Origin of the sequence: Photobacterium kagoshimensis (genome assembly GCF_050337045.1) — a bacterium.
In the GTDB taxonomy this organism is placed as follows: Bacteria; Pseudomonadota; Gammaproteobacteria; order Enterobacterales; family Vibrionaceae; genus Photobacterium; species Photobacterium kagoshimensis.
In genome coordinates, this window is record NZ_JAKJSO010000012.1 from 139,330 (window position 1) to 158,194 (window position 18,865).

Below are 18,865 nucleotides of genomic sequence, written 5' to 3' on the forward strand. Positions count from 1 at the left end.
CTTATTGTCCTATTAAGCGAACCATGTCGCCTTGTTGTAGCTGTAACGCTGTCGCCATCGCAGGTGAAACAATCGCAATATTACGTTCTCCATCAACCGCGACTTTTCCAACCGTAGCTCGAAAATTTTCAAACAAGGTATTACTGATCAAGTAATCATGCGAGCTACTGTGCTCGCCAATTTCAACGCGACAGCGTAAAGAATGGCGCACCGATTCAATATTGCGAACCTCACACTCCACCATAGGGCCTGCATCGAAAATGTTCACATAGCCACGGCAGGTAAACCCTTCTTGCTCGAGTAACCGCAATGCAGGGGCTGTGTTGTCATGCACTTTACCAATCACAGCTTGGGCTTCTTCGCTGAGCAAGTTGACGTAAATCGGCAACTTCGGCATTAAGTCAGCAATGAAGCCTTTCGCACCAATCCCCGTTAAGTAATCGGCATAGGTAAAATCAATCGAAAAGAAATGCTCTTTTAGCCACTCCCAAAACGGAGAATGTCCCTCGTCATCAGAGACGCCGCGCATCTCAGCAATCACGGTTGGTGAGAAACGGTGAGCATGTTCGGCCATCATCAAAAATCGCGCTTTAGACAACAGGCGACCATTGAGACCTTTACGCCACTCAGGACGTAAAAATAACGTACAGAGTTCACTGTTGCCTGTGTAGTTGTTACCAAATGTCAGCAACTTCACCACGTTATGAACATCCAAACGACGTGAAGCGTGGACCACAGTGCTCAAGTGATACGTATAGAAAGGGGTATCTAAACCAATGGCAGCTTCTATCCCAGTTGTACCTGCCACTTCACCCGTCTCAGTATCTTCCGCGACCATCAAGTAGCCTTCGGTACCAATTTCCGTTACCTCTTTTGCAAAACTCTCTTCTGAGTGTGCAATACGATTACGAAGCATGCCTTCGTTAACAGGCAGTGAAGTAAAACCATGACCAGATTCTTCCGCGCAGCGCATAAGCGCCGGGTAATCTGTTGCAGTAATAGGACGAATAACCAGCATCGAACTCCCTCCTGATGCAGGTAGCGATCATGTCGCTAACTTAGTGTTGGAAATAACTTCGCCAATGTAGGGGGCGAAAAGTTACAGCTATCAAGCTCCTGCCAATGGCTGTAGTCAGTTATAAGCGGGCCAGCCGCTATGCTCTCGCTCAGCGAGAGAGAAAAGACGTGCAATGCATGGGCACTGCACGCGTCTAACCATATTTTTGAATTACCTTGAGGCGACGACCTCGACACCCATTACGCGTTGTACAGTTTAGCAATCGCCACTTCTAAACGGGCTAAACCCAAATCAACCTCTTCTTTGCTGATCACTAACGATGGTGTAAAGCGCACTACATTAGTACCCGCGACAAGCACCATCAAACCTTCTTCACCCGCCGCTAACAAGACATCACGCGCACGACCTTGCCACTCATCATTCAAAGCGGCGCCCAGTAATAGGCCTTTTCCACGTACTTCAGCAAAAATAGGGTATTTAGCATTGATGGTGGCGATACCATCGCGGAACCATTGCTCACGCTCTTTGACACCTGCCAGCACGGCAGGCTTGGAGACTTCATCCACCACAGCTTCTGCCACCGCACACGCGAGTGGGTTACCACCATAGGTCGAACCGTGGGTACCAATTTTCAAGTGCGTGGCTAGCTCTGCCGTAGTGAGCATGGCACCAATCGGAAAGCCACCGCCCAGTGATTTAGCGGTACTTAGAATATCAGGCGTCACCCCTAACCCTTGATAGGCATAAAACTCCCCCGTACGGCCATTACCGGTTTGTACTTCGTCAAAGATCAATAATGCATTGTGCTTGTCACAAAGCTCACGCACACCCTGAATAAACTCAGGCGTTGGCGAGATAATGCCGCCTTCACCTTGCAGTGGTTCCATCATAATGGCACAAGTGCGATCTGAGATATGATCCGCCAGTGTCGCAAGATCATTGTAAGGTAGATGGGTCACATCGCCTGGTTTAGGACCAAAGCCATCCGAGTAAGCCGCTTGCCCACCAACCGTTACCGTAAAGAAGGTACGCCCGTGGAAGCCTTGTTTAAACGCGATAATTTCTGATTTCTCAGCACTGAATGTATCGGCAGCGTAACGACGCGCCAATTTCAATGCGGCTTCATTCGCTTCTGCCCCCGAGTTGGCAAAAAAGACCCGCTCAGCAAAGCTGTGCTCGGTCAACTTTTTAGCAAGACGTAATGCAGGCTCGTTAGTCATCACATTACTTAAATGCCACAGTTTATCGGCTTGCGCTTTTAGCGCGTCAACCATCACGGGATGACAATGCCCTAAACAGCTCACCGCGATACCACCGGCAAAGTCGATATACTCGCGATCATTCTGATCCCACACGCGTGCACCTTTCCCTTTCACAGGAATAATCTGCATCGGGGAATAACAAGGCACCATGACCTCATCAAATAGCTGACGTTCTACTTTTTGTTCCATTGCCATCACACTTTCCTTCTGTGTATACCGCCTTAAGCATAGTATTTACATTTTATTAACGATTTCCAATAGCAGAAAGTTCTTTTTGCGCGTAAAAGTTTGCCTGAAATTGGATAAGCCGTAGATATTTATGCGTGTAATAAGCAGATTTATGAAGAGGGCAGCAATAAAGGGTGTCTTTCCTTCAAGGAAAGAACAGAACGATGCCAAGCATCACCCCACGTATCATAAGGCGGATAAAAGGGAAATGTAGACTATCTAGGAAGAAAGAATGAAAAACGGTGTTTGAGCATAGATTATTCAGGCGAATATTCTACCGAATAACACATGCCGCTAAAAATGCAGATAAAAATGAAATATATGTTAACAATAGTGATAAAGATCTCGTATTTGAGATACCTCACATCCACTTATTTGATCATTATTTCAGTTTTCGTTGAAGAAAATTCGCCAATAACTGATGACCTTGCTCGGTCAAAATACTCTCAGGATGAAATTGCACCCCTTCAATAGGCAGCGTCTTATGAGCAATACCCATGATCTCATCAAACCCACCATCACACTCGGTCCAGGCGGTTATTTCAAAACAGTCAGGTAAGGTTTCCGCTTTAACCACTAATGAATGATAACGCGTCACCGTCAGTGGATTATTAAGCCCCTCAAAGACACTGCGATTAGTATGAATAACTGGCGAGGTTTTACCATGCATCACTTGTCGTGCTCGCACTACATCACCACCAAACACTTGCGCAATAGACTGGTGGCCTAAACACACGCCCAAAATAGGTAACTGACCCGCAAAATGACGAATGGCATCCAGTGATACCCCCGCATCATCTGGCGTACAAGGCCCTGGAGAGATCACCAAGTGACTCGGTGCTAACGCGGCAATGCCTGCAATATCAATTTCATCGTTGCGTACAACTTTCACCTCAGCACCCAGCTCTGAAAAATACTGATACAGGTTATAGGTAAACGAATCATAGTTATCGATCATCAACAGCATAGCGTTACATCCTTACTTGGCTGGTTGGTATTTTGCAAATCCCGCGCTGAAAGGCAAGGTAATTCGCAGCCTAACCCGCCCTCTGTAAAGATCCATTAAGGATAACAATCAGCACCAGTTAAAAATTGCGCACAAACTTAAATATTTTTTAATATATCAAATTTAGTTAGAAAAAATTTGCATCACTCAAAATTTGATGTGATACTTCGCCGCATAATAAAAATGTATCCAATTCTTCGGTATGCGGCGTTAGCGCGGCATGCAAAGACGGAACCCAAGGCTGCGCCTCTTTTGCTCCACAACTGATGGCGCTTTTTTTTCAGCGGTTATCATTGGCCTGATTTAACTAAGTCAGACAAGTCATACCCGCTTTGAAAAGCATTGTGGGATATTTAGAACACCTATTTGTTGATAACTTTGAGGTTCGAAATGACAACAACTATCGCCAGCGACCAAGCGCCAGCAGCAATTGGTCCTTACGTACAAGCGAAAAAGTTTGGCAATATGCTAATCACCTCTGGTCAGCTTCCAATTAACCACGAAACCAAAGCCATGCCTGAAGATGTTGCCGAGCAAGCACTTCAATCTTTAATGAACGTGAAAGCGATTGTTGAAGAAGCCGGTCTCACCGTGGGTAACATTGTGAAAACGACTGTTTTTGTCAAAGACCTCAACGACTTTGCCAAAGTAAATGAAGTGTACGGTGCATTCTTTGATAAAGAGTGTGCCGCATACCCTGCGCGTAGCTGTGTTGAAGTGGCGCGCCTACCTATGGATGCAAAGGTAGAAATTGAAGCAATTGCGGTAGCAGAGTAATCCCCCTACTCTCTCTGACAGCTTTCCTCTTGCGATAACCCAGCCACATGGCTGGGTTATTTCATTTCAGCAGCCATCTCTAAACCCTAGCGATAAAAAAAACAGCCACCAAGGTGACTGCTTCTTCATTCGTTACCATCGCTTAGCTATCAATACGCGTTCAGTTCGCGCAAATCAGCCTAACAAGATGAAACCTTAATATGGGCGAGCAACAAAACCTACCGCTTCGTAGGCTTTTTTCAGGGTCACGGCTGCGCGCTCTGATGCTTTTGCTGCACCCGCTTTCATCACTTCATCCATGTAAGCACGATCAGCACGGATACGCTTATATTCCGCTTGAATCGGCTCAAGCATAGCAACCAAAGCTTCACCGACATCGTTCTTGAATGGGCCGTACATTTCAACGCCTTGGTATTTCGCTTCGATTTCTGCGTAGCTCATACCCGTTGCCGCTGAATACAGACCCATTAAGTTGGCGATACCCGCTTTGTTCTCAACATCGTGTGCAATACGCGGTGGCATATCTGCATCAGTCTGGGCTTTTTTGATTTTCTTCAGAATCGACTTCGGCTCTTCTAGCAGTGTGATCACATTCTTACGGTTATCGTCCGACTTAGACATCTTCTTGGTCGCGTCTTGCAAGCTCATAACACGTGCATTCACAGTTGGAATATAAGGTTCTGGCACTTGGAATAACGGCGCTTCAGGCGTGTAGATGTTGTTGAAGCGGGTCGCGATATCACGCGCTAGCTCTAAGTGTTGTTTCTGATCGTTACCCACTGGCACTTGATGCGCGCCGTATAGCAAAATATCCGCCGCCATTAGCACAGGGTAACCGAACAAACCTGCGTTTACATCGTTGGCGTAACGGGCAGATTTATCTTTAAATTGGGTCATGCGGCTTAACTCACCCATTTGGGTGTAACAGTTAAGTAGCCAGCCTAGTTGGGCATGCTCTGGTACATGCGATTGAACAAATAAGGTGCTCTTCTTCGGATCAACGCCAACCGCTAAACAAATTGCCAGCGCATCTAATGTTGCTTCATGAAGGGCTTTAGGATCTTGACGCACAGTGATCGCATGTAGGTCGACAACACAGTACTGACAATCGTAATCATCTTGCATCTGTTCCCACTGACGCAGCGCACCCAGGTAGTTACCAATACTTAATTCGCCAGATGGCTGTACGCCACTTAATACAATGGGTTTACTCATGATGGGATTTCCCTGATTTGCTCATTAACCAAACTAAGCAGCGGCCGAAATGGCCGCTGAATATATTTCCGATGATCAGCTAGGCTGTTCGTACTAGCTGTCTAGTTTAACCACTTCTGTCAAAAGACTAAAGTGATCCAGCACAATATCGGGTTCACTTGCGCTGATAGGTTGACCATAGTTGTAGCCATAGGTCAGCCCAACAACATAACACGATGCTGCCTTAGCCGCCAAAATATCATTGCGAGAATCACCGACCATCAACATTTGCGTTGGGGCGAGTTGATGCTTTTCCATCAACCAGTTGAGTGCAAAAGGATCCGGCTTTTTCAGTGGGAAGGTATCACCACCGATCACATCAACAAAATATTGGCTAATGCCATGCTGCGCCAACAAATGCGGCACAAATTGGGCCGGTTTATTGGTTACTATCGCCATTGGGATGCCAGCTTGGTGAAAAGCAGCCAGTGTGTCTTTAACCCCAGTATAAAGCGCACTTTTTTGGTGACCGCCTTCATCATAAAAGCGATCAAACAGCTGGCGTGCATCGCGGTGTAGCGCTGGGTCGAGGTTAGGATCGACGTCTAGGCTTTGGCTCAAACAACGACCAATCAAAATATCAGCGCCATTACCAATCCAAGTCGTCACTTGTTCTACTGTGACGCGTTCACGCCCTAGTACTTGCATGGTTTTATCTGCAGCTTCAGCTAGATCGGGCACGCTATCCAGTAACGTGCCGTCTAGATCGAAAGCAATAAAACGAATGCCTTCAATATGCGCCATCTTAACGCTCTACTTTCGCGAGTTCAGCACGCATCTCATCGATCACGGCTTTGTAATCAGGTTGGCTGAAGATTGCAGAACCCGCCACAAACATATCCGCCCCCGCTTCAGCGATTTCACGGATATTATCCACTTTCACACCGCCGTCGATTTCAAGACGAATATCGTAGCCAGACTCGTCAATACGCTTACGCACTTCACGTAATTTATCCATAGTGGCAGGAATGAATGATTGACCACCAAAGCCAGGGTTAACCGACATCAGTAAGATCATGTCGATTTTATCCATCACATAATCAAGGTGGTGTAATGGTGTTGCTGGGTTAAAGACCACACCCGCCTGACAGCCATTTTCTTTGATCAATTGTAACGTGCGATCAAGGTGCTCGGTCGCTTCCGCATGGAAAGTGATCATGGTTGCGCCCGCTTTCGCGAAATCAGGAATAATGCGATCAACAGGTTTCACCATCAGGTGAACATCAATCGGAGCTGTGATGCCGTAATCACGTAGAGCTTTACAGATAGGTGCGCCAAACGTCAGGTTAGGTACGTAGTGGTTATCCATTACATCAAAGTGCACCACGTCAGCACCTGCTGCGAGTACCTTTTCTACATCTTCGCCTAAACGCGCAAAGTCTGCCGATAAGATAGATGGTGCGATCAAAAAGTCCTTCATGTTCAGCCTCATTAGAAACACGTTATTGCCGATGGCGATACCGAGAGCACGCGCCACCGAATAAGAGAAAATCGGCGCAATTCTACCCGATCACGCAAACGTTGTCCTATATCAATACTGGTTCGATTTCACGCTATGCTCATTGTATTGGCAGAATATTAATGAAGGTCAGATGGCGAAACAGGATAAACCACCCATTTTGAAGGCATTTACCAGTGCGGTTGCGGCGCTATTTGGGGTGCAGTCGGACAGTAACCGCCAACAAGATTTCGCGCAGTCTAGCCCTTGGCCCTTCATTTTGGCGGGGATCATTGCTATCGGTTGCTTGGTGGGGATCTTACTAGGGGTAACTTGGTTAGTTACCCGCTAAAAGGAGGGGCGTTGCCAGCAATAGCGGACTTACTTGGCTTTAAACAGTGCCAACAGCTCATCGACTTTATTACGACCACTGCCATTGCGGCTAATGGTACGCTTTACTTTCACCACAGATAAATCAGCACCATGATACAAGCGACGAGTCAACGTGGTGTCGTGATTAGAAATCAACACCGAGATACCACGTTCGTTAGCGGCATTCTCAGCGGCATCCGCCAGCGCGGCTTGATCATCCAAGCTAAAGCCATTTCCCGCGTACGAGGTAAAGTTCGCAGTGGTTGATAACGGCGCATACGGTGGATCACAATAAATCACGCTACCTTTACGGGCACGTGAAAATGTCTGCTGATACCCTTCACACACAAAAGTCGCACGTTTGGCTTTTTCAGCAAAGTAGTACATTTCCGCTTCAGGGAAGTAAGGTTTTTTATACGAACCAAACGGAACATTAAACCCACCTTTTTTGTTATAACGGCACAAGCCATTAAAACCATGACGGTTCATGTATAGGAAATACAAAGAACGCAAGTAGGGATCATTCGTCGCATTAAACGCCGCACGGATCTCAAGATAGGCGCCCTTCTGATTATATTCAGGCGTAAAAAGCTGACGTACATCTTCAACGTACTGTTCAGGGTTCTCTTTGAGAATATTGTACAGGTTGATCAGGTCTGGATTGATATCCGCCAATAAGTACTGGTCAAAATCTGTATTCAAAAACACAGAACCAGCGCCTACAAAAGGCTCTACCAACTTACGCGCGGGCGGTAAATGGCGCTCGATTTCCTCGACCAGAGAATACTTGCCTCCAGCCCATTTCAGGAATGCACGATGCTTTTTCATTTAGCTAGCCACCACCAATAGCACGAATGTTACGAAAGGTGGCGGATTGTACCCCATTTCATGGGTAACCTGATACCAATTGGCGGAATTATTTGCCATCACATTAGATTATTTTACGCGGTCTATCTCGCGGTGGATCTGGCTGTATGATTTTACCCACGGTTGGCCAGCTTTTACACTATTTGGCAGGCTTTGCTCGGCACGGCGCGCGGCGGCAACCGTATTGAACTCGCCAGTCACCACAATAAACCAGGGCTCATTACTACGGCGGGTTTCATAAATATGTGCAATATTGCTAATCGCATGATCCGCAATGAAATTACGAGCTGCTGGCAATGACCTTAATGCCGCTAACTGTAACGCGTATTGACGAGCAGGCACTCGCTTTAATTCACTGCCCAATACAATACTAGGCGTGGCCGCGGGTTGAGCGACTGGCGTCGTAGGTCTTGGTGTTAATTCAGCAACTGCTGGCGTTGCACTGCGCGATGTTGTTACGCCTGCTGGTGCACTCGGAACAGACCTATCCTGCGATGGATTCCCTGTCTCGCTCGCTTGTTCAGCCGACAAAGTTTGCACAGCTTTTTCACCACTGCCCCCCAATGCTTGCTCAGCAAGCAGACCATCGACTAATTCTGCTGGCACCACAATACGCTTACCTTCATCGCGGCGCCCAACAGTCAGTCCATCAACTTTGACTTCGGGAGGTAACGCGGATGAATCATCAAACGTGACACCTGCACTAGGCGATGGCGGCGGGGTTGAGACCGCTATTGACGACAAGCCATGACTCGATAGCGGCTCGGCATCAGAGACTTCACGTAGTGGAGTCAACTCAAGCGGCACCGTTGTCGGCTCGGAATGAGTAACGACCGATGGTGAGGTTGAGGTTGAATCAGGTAAAAATAGCCAGACTGCGGCAGCACCAACAACAACAGCCAATAATGTCACCAACAAAGCTGGAGACAACTTCCGATTTGCAGTTTTCACCATTCCTTGGTCTTCCTTGTCATTGAGCCGCACTAACGCCCCTGGGCGAGGCTCCACCTGCATGGCTTGCTCTCTTAATTGACGACGCGCGGTTGCATCCAGACCCGATGATGTGAACATCACTTCCACAAACATCTGGACCTCGGCCTCGCTAAAGTCGCCAATTTCTAATTCTAATGGGGTTTGGCCTTGGCCATGTGACACTTGGCTTAAATACTTATTTAAACGCCCAGTTTGACTAAAGAGCAGAACGTTAACTTGCCAGTGCGGCATACTCTGCGCTTTCACCACCAAAGCCCATAATTCCGCAATCATGGTTGGGCTCAGCAAATGGGCGTCATCAATCACCAGCAACAACTGCACCTTGTCATCCCCAAGCATGCGATCAAGGCTTTGCAGCAGCGGATCTTGTTCATTGAACAACGGAGAAGGAACTAACTGATTGAGAATAAAAGTACGATGCTGGGCATCAGATTGGCTGGGGTGGCATAACAACAAAGCTTGCTTGCTATCTTTTGCCCATGTTTCGAGGTAACACTGTGCTAACCACGTTTTTCCTGCGCCTTCATGGCCAGAAACTTGGATCAGGTTAGAGCTAAAACGGGTTAAAAATTGAAGGCGAGACAAAAGCTGGATTTGACTATCCAAATCCAAACTTTTCAAAGTCAGGTCACTGACCATACTCGACCGCCACACTAACCATTAATAACATGACGTAACGTAGCTTCCGTAACATCCGCGACGACTTCAGCACGACCAATCGAGGTCGGTAACACTAAGCGAAGTTGACCAGATAGGACTTTTTTATCACGCATCATGTGCTTGATAAAACAATCAAAGTCCATCGAGTCAGGGATATGAGTCGGAAGCTGAGCGCGTTGCAATAAAGCAGTAATGCGCGCAACATCTTCGGCAGCCATCAGCCCATGTAACTGCGCTGTGTATGCCGCGAGGACGGTCCCCGTCGACACGGCTTCACCGTGTAACCAATTGCCATAGCCCATTTCGGCTTCAATGGCATGGCCAAAGGTGTGGCCTAAGTTAAGCAATGCACGTACGCCCGATTCTTTCTCATCTGCGGCCACGACATCGGCTTTAATTTGGCAACAACGGGCAATTGCATAGCAAAGCGCTTCGTTGTCGAGCGCTTGAAGTTTTTCTATGTTCTCTTCAAGCCATACGAAGAAATCATAATCAGCAATAATGCCGTATTTGATCACTTCTGCCATACCCGCTGCAAATTCGCGAGCCGGTAAGGTCTGTAAACAATAATTATCAATCACGACCGCTTTAGGTTGGTAAAACGCACCGATCATGTTTTTACCTAGCGGGTGATTGACAGCGGTTTTCCCCCCGACCGAGGAGTCAACCTGTGACAACAAAGTTGTCGGTACTTGCACAAAATCGACGCCGCGCTGATAGCTCGCAGCAGCAAAGCCAACCACATCACCAATCACTCCACCGCCTAACGCCACAATCACAACATCACGACCGTAATTGCCTTCGAGCAAGAACGACATGATTTGATTGAAGGTTTCTAATGTTTTGTACTGCTCACCATCAGGTAAAGACAGTAGTGCCACATCACATTCAAGCGATGATAACGTTGCAATCACTTGGTCTGCGTATAAAGGAGCAACAGTTTCGTTACTCACAACCACAACACGCTGACCACTTTGAATTGCTGACGAAAACAACGCCGGGTTATCAAATAACTCGGCGCCGATAGAGATTGGGTAACTTCTGTCACCAAGATTAACGTTGATCCGTTCCATGGTCAGCTTCTCTGCAAGTAATTAACGCTCTTCAAGCATTTTGATGATCTGATTAGCCACAACTTTTGCGCTTTGATCATCAGTGCGTACGACGTAGTCTGAAACTTCTTCGTACAATGGATTACGTTCCTCTGCCAACGCTTCCAATACTTCACGTGGAGCATCAGTTTGTAGCAGTGGACGCTTTTTGTCGCGTTGTGTACGCGCCAATTGTTTCTCGATGGTGGTTTCCAAGTACACCACGATGCCACGAGCAGATAGGCGATTGCGGTTTTCTTTGCTCATTACAGAGCCACCGCCAGTCGCAAGTACAATACCTTGCTCTTGAGTCAAATCGTCAATGACGCCTTCTTCGCGAACGCGGAAACCGCTTTCACCTTCAACATCAAAAACCCAACTAATGTCAGCCCCTGTACGTTCTTCGATAACTGTATCTGAGTCTAAAAACTCCATATGCAGTTGCTGTGCAAGGTGTCTACCAATAGTGCTTTTGCCGGCACCCATTGGGCCGACTAGGAAAATATTTCGTTTTTCAGCCATTTTTAGCAATTTTACGCGCGGTTAATAAAACGACACCGCCCGCAGGCTCTATCTAAATAAGCCCGAGGCGCCAACTTCCTCACATTTAATTCGTGATAAGACCGAAAATTATCTCAGGACTCACCGCCACTTGGCAATAGCTAGATCCCTTCAATTAGCAAGATTACTGAAAAACAATCTTCGGAGTGACAAAAATCAACAGCTCACGCTTGTCTAAATCTTCCTTTGTACGACGAAATAGCGCCCCCAACAAAGGAATATCCCCTAAAAGTGGCACTTGTTCGACAGTATTCGACAACGCATGTTGATAAATCCCGCCTAATACCAAGGTTTCACCGTTATTCACAAGAACCTGGGTACCAATACGTTGGGTATCGATCGCAACAGCTTCACCTGTACCTGTTTTGACCGTTTTACCGACTTTATCCTGGGTGACCACTAAATCCAGTACCAATTTATTGTCTGGGGTAATTTGTGGCGTCACCATAAGGCTCAAAACCGCTTTTTTGAAACTCACGGTTACCGCACCGCTGGATGAACCTTCCAAGTATGGGATCTCGGTACCTTGTTCGATATAGGCTGTTTTCTTATTTGTCGTCACTAAGCGAGGGCTTGAGATAATCTCAGCTTTTTCTTCCTTCTGCAGCGCAGACAGTTCTAAATCTAGCAATATATCGCCCAGTTTTGCCACTTGAAATGCAATACTTGATGCACCCGCCGTGGTCGCCCCTAAGTTTACATTTAAGAAATCATCAACGGTGGCTTTTTTATCCAGCAAACCGGCATTGTGTAAATTACTCTCGATTGAGCCCCCAATCGTGGTGTTACCGTTGTTACTGATCACGCCCCAGCGTACACCGAGTTCTTCGAGATCACCCTCACTCACGGTCACAATACGTGCTTCGATCTGAACCTGTTTCACGGGAATATCTAATGCGCCCAAAATGTCTTTCACGCTTTCAATACTCTCAGGAAGATCTTTGATAATGAGAGAGTTAGTGCGTTCATCTACGTGCAAAGAACCACGTGCAGACAGCATACTGACACCGTCTTCATCCCCTAATAATAAATTGGCTAAATCGATGGCTTTGGCATATTTCACTTGGATCAATTCAGAGCGCAGTGCCGCCAGCTCTTCCGATTTACGCTTCGCAGCTAACGCTTGTTGTTCATGACCATCCAACTCTGATTTGGGCGCCACCAGCACAACTTTTCCGTTAATACGCTTATCAAGTCCTTTTGACTGCAAAATAATATCGAGCACCTGCGGCCATGGCACATCATCCAAGCGCAGAGTCACATTCCCTTCAACCGTGTCCGATACCACCAAGTTAAAATCGTTATAATCCGCAATCAGCTGCAACACATTACGTACAGGAACATCTTGAAAGTTGATCGAAATCGGTTTGCCTTTGTAAGTAATGCTTTGCTCATCGGCTTCGGTTGATTTCGGTTTAGTCGTTACAATGACATCCAATTGATTGCCACTGGTTTTATAATCGTAATCAAATCGATCAGACATGGTCAGTAATAGCTTGACCCCTTTGTCACTGCGAAACGTTTCCACTGTTTTTACCGCGGTAGCAAAATCATTTACATCAAGTACGTACAGCATTTCATCAGTAATCGTGGCATCGATAACTTCCACATACAGCTGTAGCCCCGACTGCCGAATATCAATCAATGACTGCGCTTTTGCTAACTGAACGCTGAGCACGCCCTGCCCTTTTTCACTTCGGTGAAAATCGATCTCTGCAATTTGATTACTTGCATACGCCCATCGAGGAAACATCAATAGCAAGATTAGCCAAGCAACCCCATACCACAAGACTGAAAAGCGCTTCTCGGTCGCTAACTTTATGAACATCCTTCTCATCTCAACATTTCCCTTAAAATACAGGTGTATCTTCGGCTTTCAGTGCCAGTTGGGTTTCACGTTTCAACCAACACCCTTTGCCGTCTGATAAAATTTCTTCAATATCTATAAATTGTGGAGTGACCTTTAATACCCGCCCATGATTAAGCCCGATATATTGCCCTTCGCGCAGTTTGACTAACTTCGACTCAGGGGTATAAATCAATGCCCAGCGTTGCTTCCCCCCTTCCATGATCCCTTTGATCGCCAACTGATCGAGCGGAAAGCGCTCTAACGATTGAGGCCGTCGGTTATTGTCAGGCTGCCAACAATCTTTACCTTGCGCTTCTTGACCATCAATTTGTTCAGGTTGAGGTTGCACAAACGGAATACGATCGCTGGTCATAACAAAGTCATCGGCAACAAAATGGTAAGGCTCTGGCAGGGGGGCAACCTGGATCTTGGCGTGCGTATGAGCATCACTGATAAATTGGTCGAGTGAGTCGGTATTTGCTCGACAGCCAACTAATGACAAGGCAATTGATGCGTACAGCAATCCTTTTTTCATTACGGCTGCTCCTTTTCGTCACTGTCTGTCGGCGGCTTAAAACGATAGGTGCTTGCCGATACCTTTAACGACAAGACTTCCTCATTCGGAGTCAATGACACCACCGACAAGTCGATATCTTTCAAGGTCACAATCCGTGATAACTTGGCAACCGATGAGGCAAACCGCCCCATTTGTTGGTAGTTGCCAGTGACTTCCATATTAATGGGGAGTTCGTAATACCATTGGTCTTCACGCGTAGGCGCCCACTCGATGCGTTGAAATTCAAGCCCATTTCGAACCCCAACATCGTTGATCCCAGCCAAGAAGCTGGCCAATTCATCTTCTTCTGGCAGTTGCTTAATCACTCGTTGGTAACGCCGATTCAGTTCTTCAACCTGCGCCTGCATTTTAGGTAACGCCGCCACTTGCGCTGCTCGGTTGCTGATTTTGGTACGTAATTCTATTTCGGTTTGTTTAAGGTGCTCTAATTCATCATTAAGTGGTTGCTGCCAATACCAGTGACCACCAGCAGAGAGTAAAGCGGCCACCAACACTAAGACCACACACTGAGGTCCAAGTGGCCAATCAAAGATTTCATCCAATTCGAGATCTTGCCACTGACTCATTGTCTTCTCCTGACCAATTGTTCTGCAGTGGAGCTGTCAGCTTGCTTTATCGCCCCACGCTCTAACATCGAAAATGAGGCATTAAATCGAGTCAAATCCTGCTGTTCATCACCTTTTGTCGCCACAATCGAGTGCATCGCAACATCATTAAGCCAAATCGTTTTTTCAATATTGCCTAAAAACGTCGCCAATCGACCGTTAGAATCACCTAAACCGTGTAAATCAACCGTGCCTTGGTTCAGCACCAAAGATTCTAAATACACCCCTTGTGGAATAAGACCTGGCAGCACGCTGAATAAACGCGTCACTCGGTTGCGCTCTCGTTGAATATCGGTAATCACGTGAAGCCGTTTATTAAGCGCATCACGCTGGCGATCTAGCTCAGGTAAAATACTAAGACGGTGTTCTAATACGGCGATCTCTTGATGCAACGTTTGGTTGCGCGCTTGCTGAATGCTGTGCTGCTCAAGAAAATATTGGGCGACACCCACTTGGACAAAAAGCACCAACAGCAAGGTGCTCACCATGCCGCCAATGAAGCGTTTCTTGTGCTGTAATCTTTGCTGTTCGCGCCAAGGCAGTAAATTGATTTGTTTAATCATCGCGAGGCACCTCGCAGCGCTAGCCCCGTTGCCACACCAAACTGGCAATACTGTCGCTGTGGTTCAAGCGCGATCTTGCGACTCACGGCAAAACGCTGGAAGGGGTTCAACCAGCGGATATCGAGATTGAGCATACGAGCGAGTACATCTTCTAATATCTGTGACTGGCAACCACCACACAGCCATAACCCTGCTAGAGGAAAACGGGGATGAGTCGAATGATAGAGCTGGATCTGACGGCGCAGCTGATCGGCAAGTTGCTGAGTAAAACGCTCGGCATCGCTATGATCTATCGTTGGGAATACCGTCAGTTCATCTTCTAAATACCGAGCCGAACTTTCTTTATCGGACCATGATGAACCAAAAGGAATTTCACGGTGAAAGGCCATCGTATCAGGTGGATCCACACAAAACTCAGTATGGTGCTTACCGATATCAATCACCCCATACACCCCTTCTAACCGCTCAGCCTCTCGGCTATGCTTTGCCAACCACAATAAAGCGTGGGTTTGCAACTCCATAACGGTGGCTTTCAGGCCCGTTTTGGTCAACACAGCCACGCGGTTATCTATGGTTTCCTTACGAGAGGCAAACACTTGATAAGGTTGGGTCGCGAGTGCGGGGGCCATTTCAGTCCCATCCAGTGGAAAAAAATCCAAGTGGAGATCATCGAGCGGAAAGGGCGACGAAGCGCCAATTGCTTGCGCTACTGCGAACTCCAGTTCATCATTATTCAAATTTGTGTCGAGCTGAATAATTTTGCTAATGACTGCGCTATCTGGCAGCCCTAGTGCGACGTGTCTCGCAGGGCGTGGCAATTGCTTTTTGATTTGACGCATCGCTGACAACAAGTGTTCTGCATTCACGTTATGCTGATCGTTGATCACCAAAGGTGGCAGGACAACTTCGGCAAAAGCTGCCAGCTCAACAGCTTCCTTTTTCTGAGCTAATGCCACCGCTTTGACACTATGATGCCCAATATCAATACCAACGCTGAAAGGGTTATGAAACATACCGTGCTATGCTCCTGATAGTGAAAAAGCAAATAAATTCAAATAACACCATCGATGGCATTAATTTTCATGAAGTTATCTTTATACTATTGGTTGTAAGATATTGAACGGTCGAATGATGGCGTAACGGGAAATCTCAAGTGAAGTTCATAAAGCGATTACTAATACTTGCATTAATTTGCATAATTCTTGGAGTCGGTACAATTTTCGGTTTTTATCTATACGTAAAACCGGAATTACCTGATGTGGCTACATTAAAGAATGTCGAACTACAAACCCCGATGCAGGTGTTTAGTGCGGATGGTCAATTGATCTCGCAGTTTGGTGAAAAACGCCGGATCCCTCTGGCATTGAAAGACATTCCGCCACAAATGCTCAATGCATTCATTGCAACGGAAGACAGTCGCTATTACGAGCACCCAGGGATTGACCCAATCGGTATTGCGCGTGCGGCGTTTGTTGTTGCAACCTCGGGCTCAGCCAAGCAAGGGGCGAGTACCATTACTCAGCAGCTTGCGCGTAACTTCTTCCTCTCTAATGAGAAGAAGATCATGCGTAAGATTAAAGAGATTTTCATCGCGATTCACATCGAGCAATTGCTGACAAAAGATGAAATTCTTGAGCTTTACTTGAACAAAATTTACCTAGGTTACCGCGCTTACGGCGTAGGGGCTGCTGCGCAAGTGTATTTTGGCAAAGAGGTTAATCAATTGACCTTAAGCGAAATCGCCGTCATTGCTGGCTTGCCTAAAGCACCGTCAACCATGAACCCTATCTATTCACTAGATCGCTCTACCCACCGTCGCAATGTGGTATTGCGCCGAATGTTGGATGAGCGTTACATCAGCCAATCTGAATTTGATCAGGCTCGTTCTGAAGCGATTGTGGCTCGCTACCATGGGGCCGAGATAGAACTTAGCGCGCCGTATTTTGCAGAACGCGCCCGTGCATGGATGGTAGAACGCTACGGGGAAGATGCCTACACCTCGGGTATGCGTATTTACACCACAGTGAACGCTAAGCTGCAGCGCGCGGCTCACCAAGCAGCTATTGATAACCTACTCAACTATGACCAACGCCACGGTTATCGTGGTGCAGTGGCGACCTTATGGAAAAACAAAAGCCAAGCATGGGATAACGCTAAGATTGAAGCGCACCTTGCAAAGCAACCAAGCTACGGTCAACTTCGTGCGGCAGTGATCACCTCGGTGAGCGACAAAACCGCCCAAGCGATGATCAGTAAAGGCGAGAAAATCACCCTTGAATGGGATGGTATGAAGTGGGCACGCGCATTTAAGACCGATACTCGCCAAGGTGCGACACCTAAGAAAGCGAGCGATATCTTAAAAGCGGGCCAGCAAGTCTGGGTACAACAGCAAGAAGATAACTGGGTACTGAGCCAAGTGCCCGATGCCAATACCGCTTTTATTGCCGTCTCACCGCAAAATGGTGCGGTACAAGCAATGGTCGGTGGTTTTAACTTTGTGCATAGCAAGTTTAACCGTGCTACCCAATCCGTTCGCCAAGTCGGTTCAAGCATCAAACCATTTATTTATTCGGCGGCGTTAGACAATGGCATGACGTTGGCGACCCTAGTCAATGATGCGCCGATTAACCGTTGGGATGAAAGCCAAGGCACTGCATGGCGTCCAAAAAATTCACCGCCAACCTATAACGGCCCTACCCGTTTACGTCTTGGTTTAGCTCAGTCTAAGAACGTCATGGCCGTGCGCGTATTACGCAGTGTTGGTCTGGATGAATCAATTAGTTACCTAACCCGTTTTGGCTTTAAACGCGACGAAATTCCACGCGCTGAAGCGATTGCACTGGGCGCGGGTAGCCTAACACCGCTCGAAATGGCGCAAGGCTTCTCTGTCTTTGCGAATGGTGGCTACTACGTTGAGCCTTATTTCATCGAGCGTGTTGAAGACCCTTATGGCAATTTAGTATTCCAGGCTAACCCAAGCGTGGTGTGTAACAGTGAATGCCAACAGCAAAACAGCCAAAAAGCACAAACGCAAAGCGCGTTCGTCAATGACATAACGATCAGCGAAGAATCATTGGGCACAAATGACGACGCCCTTCCCCATGATAAGCAAGCTGTTCATTATGCGCCGCAAGTGATCTCAGAGCAGAATGCTTTCCTTGTTCGTGAAATGATGGAAAGCAACATTTGGGGTGGCGGCAGCTGGAAGCACGGTAGCGGTTGGAACGGGACAGGTTGGCGTGGTCAGGTCTTAAAACGCCGCGATATCGGTGGCAAAACAGGTACAACCAATGGCTCTAAAGATGCTTGGTACTCTGGTTTTGGTCCCAATATTGTGGCAACGGCTTGGGTAGGTTTTGATGACCATAGCCGTGAGTTGGGCAAAGCCTCATGGAATAACAACCTCGGCAAAGAGCAGATCTCGGGGGGTGAAGCGGGGGCAAAAACAGCGCAACCAGCCTGGGTCAACTTCATGAAGGTTGCATTGGAAGATGTGCCACAACAACGCAAGCAAGTGCCGTCTGATATTGTCCGTGTCCGTATCGATCGTGATTCAGGCTTACTGACCCAAAAGACCGATTACACCTCAATGTTTGAGTATTTCAAACGTGGCACCGAGCCGAAAGAATACGTTTCGCAAAGCAGTGCAGGCAGTGTGTTTGAATCTGGTGGCGACGAAGAGTTGTTCTAACGCGATTCACAGACCAATAACTGAAGAGCGCCTGAGGGCGCTCTTTTTGTATC

The 18,865-nt window shown here is 47.2% G+C and carries 18 protein-coding genes; 3 read left to right on the forward strand and 15 right to left on the reverse strand.

Annotated features, from left to right (window positions below; translation table 11 throughout):
• Position 1 precedes the first annotated feature (1 nt).
• From astA to L4C35_RS10055, 3 genes are all read right to left on the reverse strand, one after another.
• Positions 2-1,018, reverse strand: a complete 1,017-nt coding sequence (astA, locus tag L4C35_RS10045; protein ID WP_428462736.1) for an arginine N-succinyltransferase — start codon at positions 1,016-1,018, stop codon at positions 2-4.
• A 239-nt stretch (positions 1,019-1,257) separates the two neighbouring features.
• Complete coding sequence (locus L4C35_RS10050; protein WP_428462737.1) at positions 1,258-2,475, reverse strand: aspartate aminotransferase family protein; 1,218 nt, start codon at positions 2,473-2,475, stop codon at positions 1,258-1,260.
• A 415-nt stretch (positions 2,476-2,890) separates the two neighbouring features.
• The gene (locus L4C35_RS10055; protein WP_428462738.1) at positions 2,891-3,475 is read right to left on the reverse strand and encodes an aminodeoxychorismate/anthranilate synthase component II; all 585 of its coding nucleotides are present in this window, start codon (positions 3,473-3,475) and stop codon (positions 2,891-2,893) included.
• Between the two features lie 429 nt (positions 3,476-3,904).
• Here L4C35_RS10055 and L4C35_RS10060 point away from each other — a divergent pair, with 429 nt between their 5' ends.
• Entirely contained in the window at positions 3,905-4,291 is a 387-nt protein-coding gene (locus L4C35_RS10060) for a RidA family protein (RefSeq protein WP_428462739.1), read from the forward strand.
• Positions 4,292-4,486: 195 nt separating this feature from the next.
• Here L4C35_RS10060 and trpS read toward each other — a convergent pair whose 3' ends face one another.
• From trpS to rpe, 3 genes are all read right to left on the reverse strand, one after another.
• Positions 4,487-5,506, reverse strand: coding sequence for a tryptophan--tRNA ligase (gene trpS / locus L4C35_RS10065; protein ID WP_428462740.1), 1,020 nt, complete (start codon positions 5,504-5,506; stop codon positions 4,487-4,489).
• A gap of 93 nt (positions 5,507-5,599) precedes the next feature.
• A complete protein-coding gene (locus tag L4C35_RS10070; RefSeq protein WP_428462741.1) occupies positions 5,600-6,289 on the reverse strand; it encodes a phosphoglycolate phosphatase in 690 nt (229 codons plus the stop codon).
• Position 6,290: 1 nt separating this feature from the next.
• Entirely contained in the window at positions 6,291-6,965 is a 675-nt protein-coding gene (gene rpe / locus L4C35_RS10075; protein WP_428462742.1) for a ribulose-phosphate 3-epimerase, read from the reverse strand.
• Positions 6,966-7,137: 172 nt separating this feature from the next.
• On the opposite strand from rpe, the gene L4C35_RS10080 reads away from it, so the two are divergent.
• Complete coding sequence (locus tag L4C35_RS10080) at positions 7,138-7,335, forward strand: DUF2970 domain-containing protein (protein WP_428462743.1); 198 nt, start codon at positions 7,138-7,140, stop codon at positions 7,333-7,335.
• 29 nt (positions 7,336-7,364) lie between these two features.
• Here L4C35_RS10080 and L4C35_RS10085 read toward each other — a convergent pair whose 3' ends face one another.
• The 9 genes from L4C35_RS10085 to pilM all read right to left on the reverse strand — a co-directional run bounded on the left by L4C35_RS10085 (position 7,365) and on the right by pilM (position 16,134).
• Complete coding sequence (locus L4C35_RS10085; protein WP_428462744.1) at positions 7,365-8,183, reverse strand: Dam family site-specific DNA-(adenine-N6)-methyltransferase; 819 nt, start codon at positions 8,181-8,183, stop codon at positions 7,365-7,367.
• A gap of 108 nt (positions 8,184-8,291) precedes the next feature.
• A complete protein-coding gene (locus L4C35_RS10090; protein ID WP_428462745.1) occupies positions 8,292-9,821 on the reverse strand; it encodes an SPOR domain-containing protein in 1,530 nt (509 codons plus the stop codon).
• Between the two features lie 47 nt (positions 9,822-9,868).
• Positions 9,869-10,948, reverse strand: coding sequence for a 3-dehydroquinate synthase (gene aroB / locus L4C35_RS10095; protein WP_428462746.1), 1,080 nt, complete (start codon positions 10,946-10,948; stop codon positions 9,869-9,871).
• 21 nt (positions 10,949-10,969) lie between these two features.
• Entirely contained in the window at positions 10,970-11,488 is a 519-nt protein-coding gene (gene aroK / locus L4C35_RS10100; protein WP_048898886.1) for a shikimate kinase AroK, read from the reverse strand.
• Between the two features lie 163 nt (positions 11,489-11,651).
• Positions 11,652-13,364 (reverse strand): type IV pilus secretin PilQ, encoded by a 1,713-nt coding sequence (locus L4C35_RS10105; RefSeq protein ID WP_428462747.1) that lies wholly within the window; start codon positions 13,362-13,364, stop codon positions 11,652-11,654.
• 13 nt (positions 13,365-13,377) lie between these two features.
• A complete protein-coding gene (locus L4C35_RS10110; RefSeq protein ID WP_428462748.1) occupies positions 13,378-13,911 on the reverse strand; it encodes a pilus assembly protein PilP in 534 nt (177 codons plus the stop codon).
• The gene (locus tag L4C35_RS10115) at positions 13,911-14,519 is read right to left on the reverse strand and encodes a type IV pilus inner membrane component PilO (RefSeq protein WP_428462749.1); all 609 of its coding nucleotides are present in this window, start codon (positions 14,517-14,519) and stop codon (positions 13,911-13,913) included. Before L4C35_RS10115 ends, L4C35_RS10110 begins: the two co-directional genes overlap by 1 nt.
• On the reverse strand, positions 14,516-15,121 hold the full coding sequence (locus L4C35_RS10120) for a PilN domain-containing protein (RefSeq protein ID WP_428462750.1): 606 nt from the start codon (positions 15,119-15,121) through the stop codon (positions 14,516-14,518). The genes L4C35_RS10115 and L4C35_RS10120 overlap by 4 nt, the downstream gene beginning before the upstream one ends.
• Entirely contained in the window at positions 15,118-16,134 is a 1,017-nt protein-coding gene (gene pilM / locus L4C35_RS10125; RefSeq protein ID WP_428462751.1) for a type IV pilus biogenesis protein PilM, read from the reverse strand. The genes L4C35_RS10120 and pilM overlap by 4 nt, the downstream gene beginning before the upstream one ends.
• Positions 16,135-16,274: 140 nt before the next feature.
• On the opposite strand from pilM, the gene L4C35_RS10130 reads away from it, so the two are divergent.
• Positions 16,275-18,812, forward strand: a complete 2,538-nt coding sequence (locus L4C35_RS10130; protein ID WP_428462752.1) for a penicillin-binding protein 1A — start codon at positions 16,275-16,277, stop codon at positions 18,810-18,812.
• Positions 18,813-18,865: the final 53 nt, after the last annotated feature.

Bases quoted from the DNA above. Each gene is read 5' to 3' on its own strand.
- L4C35_RS10105 (WP_428462747.1), bottom strand. From the start codon at position 13,364: ATGAGAAGGATGTTCATAAAGTTAGCGACCGAGAAGCGCTTTTCAGTC.
- rpe (WP_428462742.1), bottom strand. From the start codon at position 6,965: ATGAAGGACTTTTTGATCGCACCATCTATCTTATCGGCAGACTTTGCG.
- L4C35_RS10085 (WP_428462744.1), bottom strand. From the start codon at position 8,183: ATGAAAAAGCATCGTGCATTCCTGAAATGGGCTGGAGGCAAGTATTCT.
- trpS (WP_428462740.1), bottom strand. From the start codon at position 5,506: ATGAGTAAACCCATTGTATTAAGTGGCGTACAGCCATCTGGCGAATTA.
- aroK (WP_048898886.1), bottom strand. From the start codon at position 11,488: ATGGCTGAAAAACGAAATATTTTCCTAGTCGGCCCAATGGGTGCCGGC.
- L4C35_RS10080 (WP_428462743.1), top strand. From the start codon at position 7,138: ATGGCGAAACAGGATAAACCACCCATTTTGAAGGCATTTACCAGTGCG.
- L4C35_RS10055 (WP_428462738.1), bottom strand. From the start codon at position 3,475: ATGCTGTTGATGATCGATAACTATGATTCGTTTACCTATAACCTGTAT.
- L4C35_RS10115 (WP_428462749.1), bottom strand. From the start codon at position 14,519: ATGAGTCAGTGGCAAGATCTCGAATTGGATGAAATCTTTGATTGGCCA.
- astA (WP_428462736.1), bottom strand. From the start codon at position 1,018: ATGCTGGTTATTCGTCCTATTACTGCAACAGATTACCCGGCGCTTATG.
- aroB (WP_428462746.1), bottom strand. From the start codon at position 10,948: ATGGAACGGATCAACGTTAATCTTGGTGACAGAAGTTACCCAATCTCT.
- L4C35_RS10110 (WP_428462748.1), bottom strand. From the start codon at position 13,911: ATGAAAAAAGGATTGCTGTACGCATCAATTGCCTTGTCATTAGTTGGC.
- pilM (WP_428462751.1), bottom strand. From the start codon at position 16,134: ATGTTTCATAACCCTTTCAGCGTTGGTATTGATATTGGGCATCATAGT.
- L4C35_RS10120 (WP_428462750.1), bottom strand. From the start codon at position 15,121: ATGATTAAACAAATCAATTTACTGCCTTGGCGCGAACAGCAAAGATTA.
- L4C35_RS10060 (WP_428462739.1), top strand. From the start codon at position 3,905: ATGACAACAACTATCGCCAGCGACCAAGCGCCAGCAGCAATTGGTCCT.
- L4C35_RS10050 (WP_428462737.1), bottom strand. From the start codon at position 2,475: ATGGCAATGGAACAAAAAGTAGAACGTCAGCTATTTGATGAGGTCATG.
- L4C35_RS10070 (WP_428462741.1), bottom strand. From the start codon at position 6,289: ATGGCGCATATTGAAGGCATTCGTTTTATTGCTTTCGATCTAGACGGC.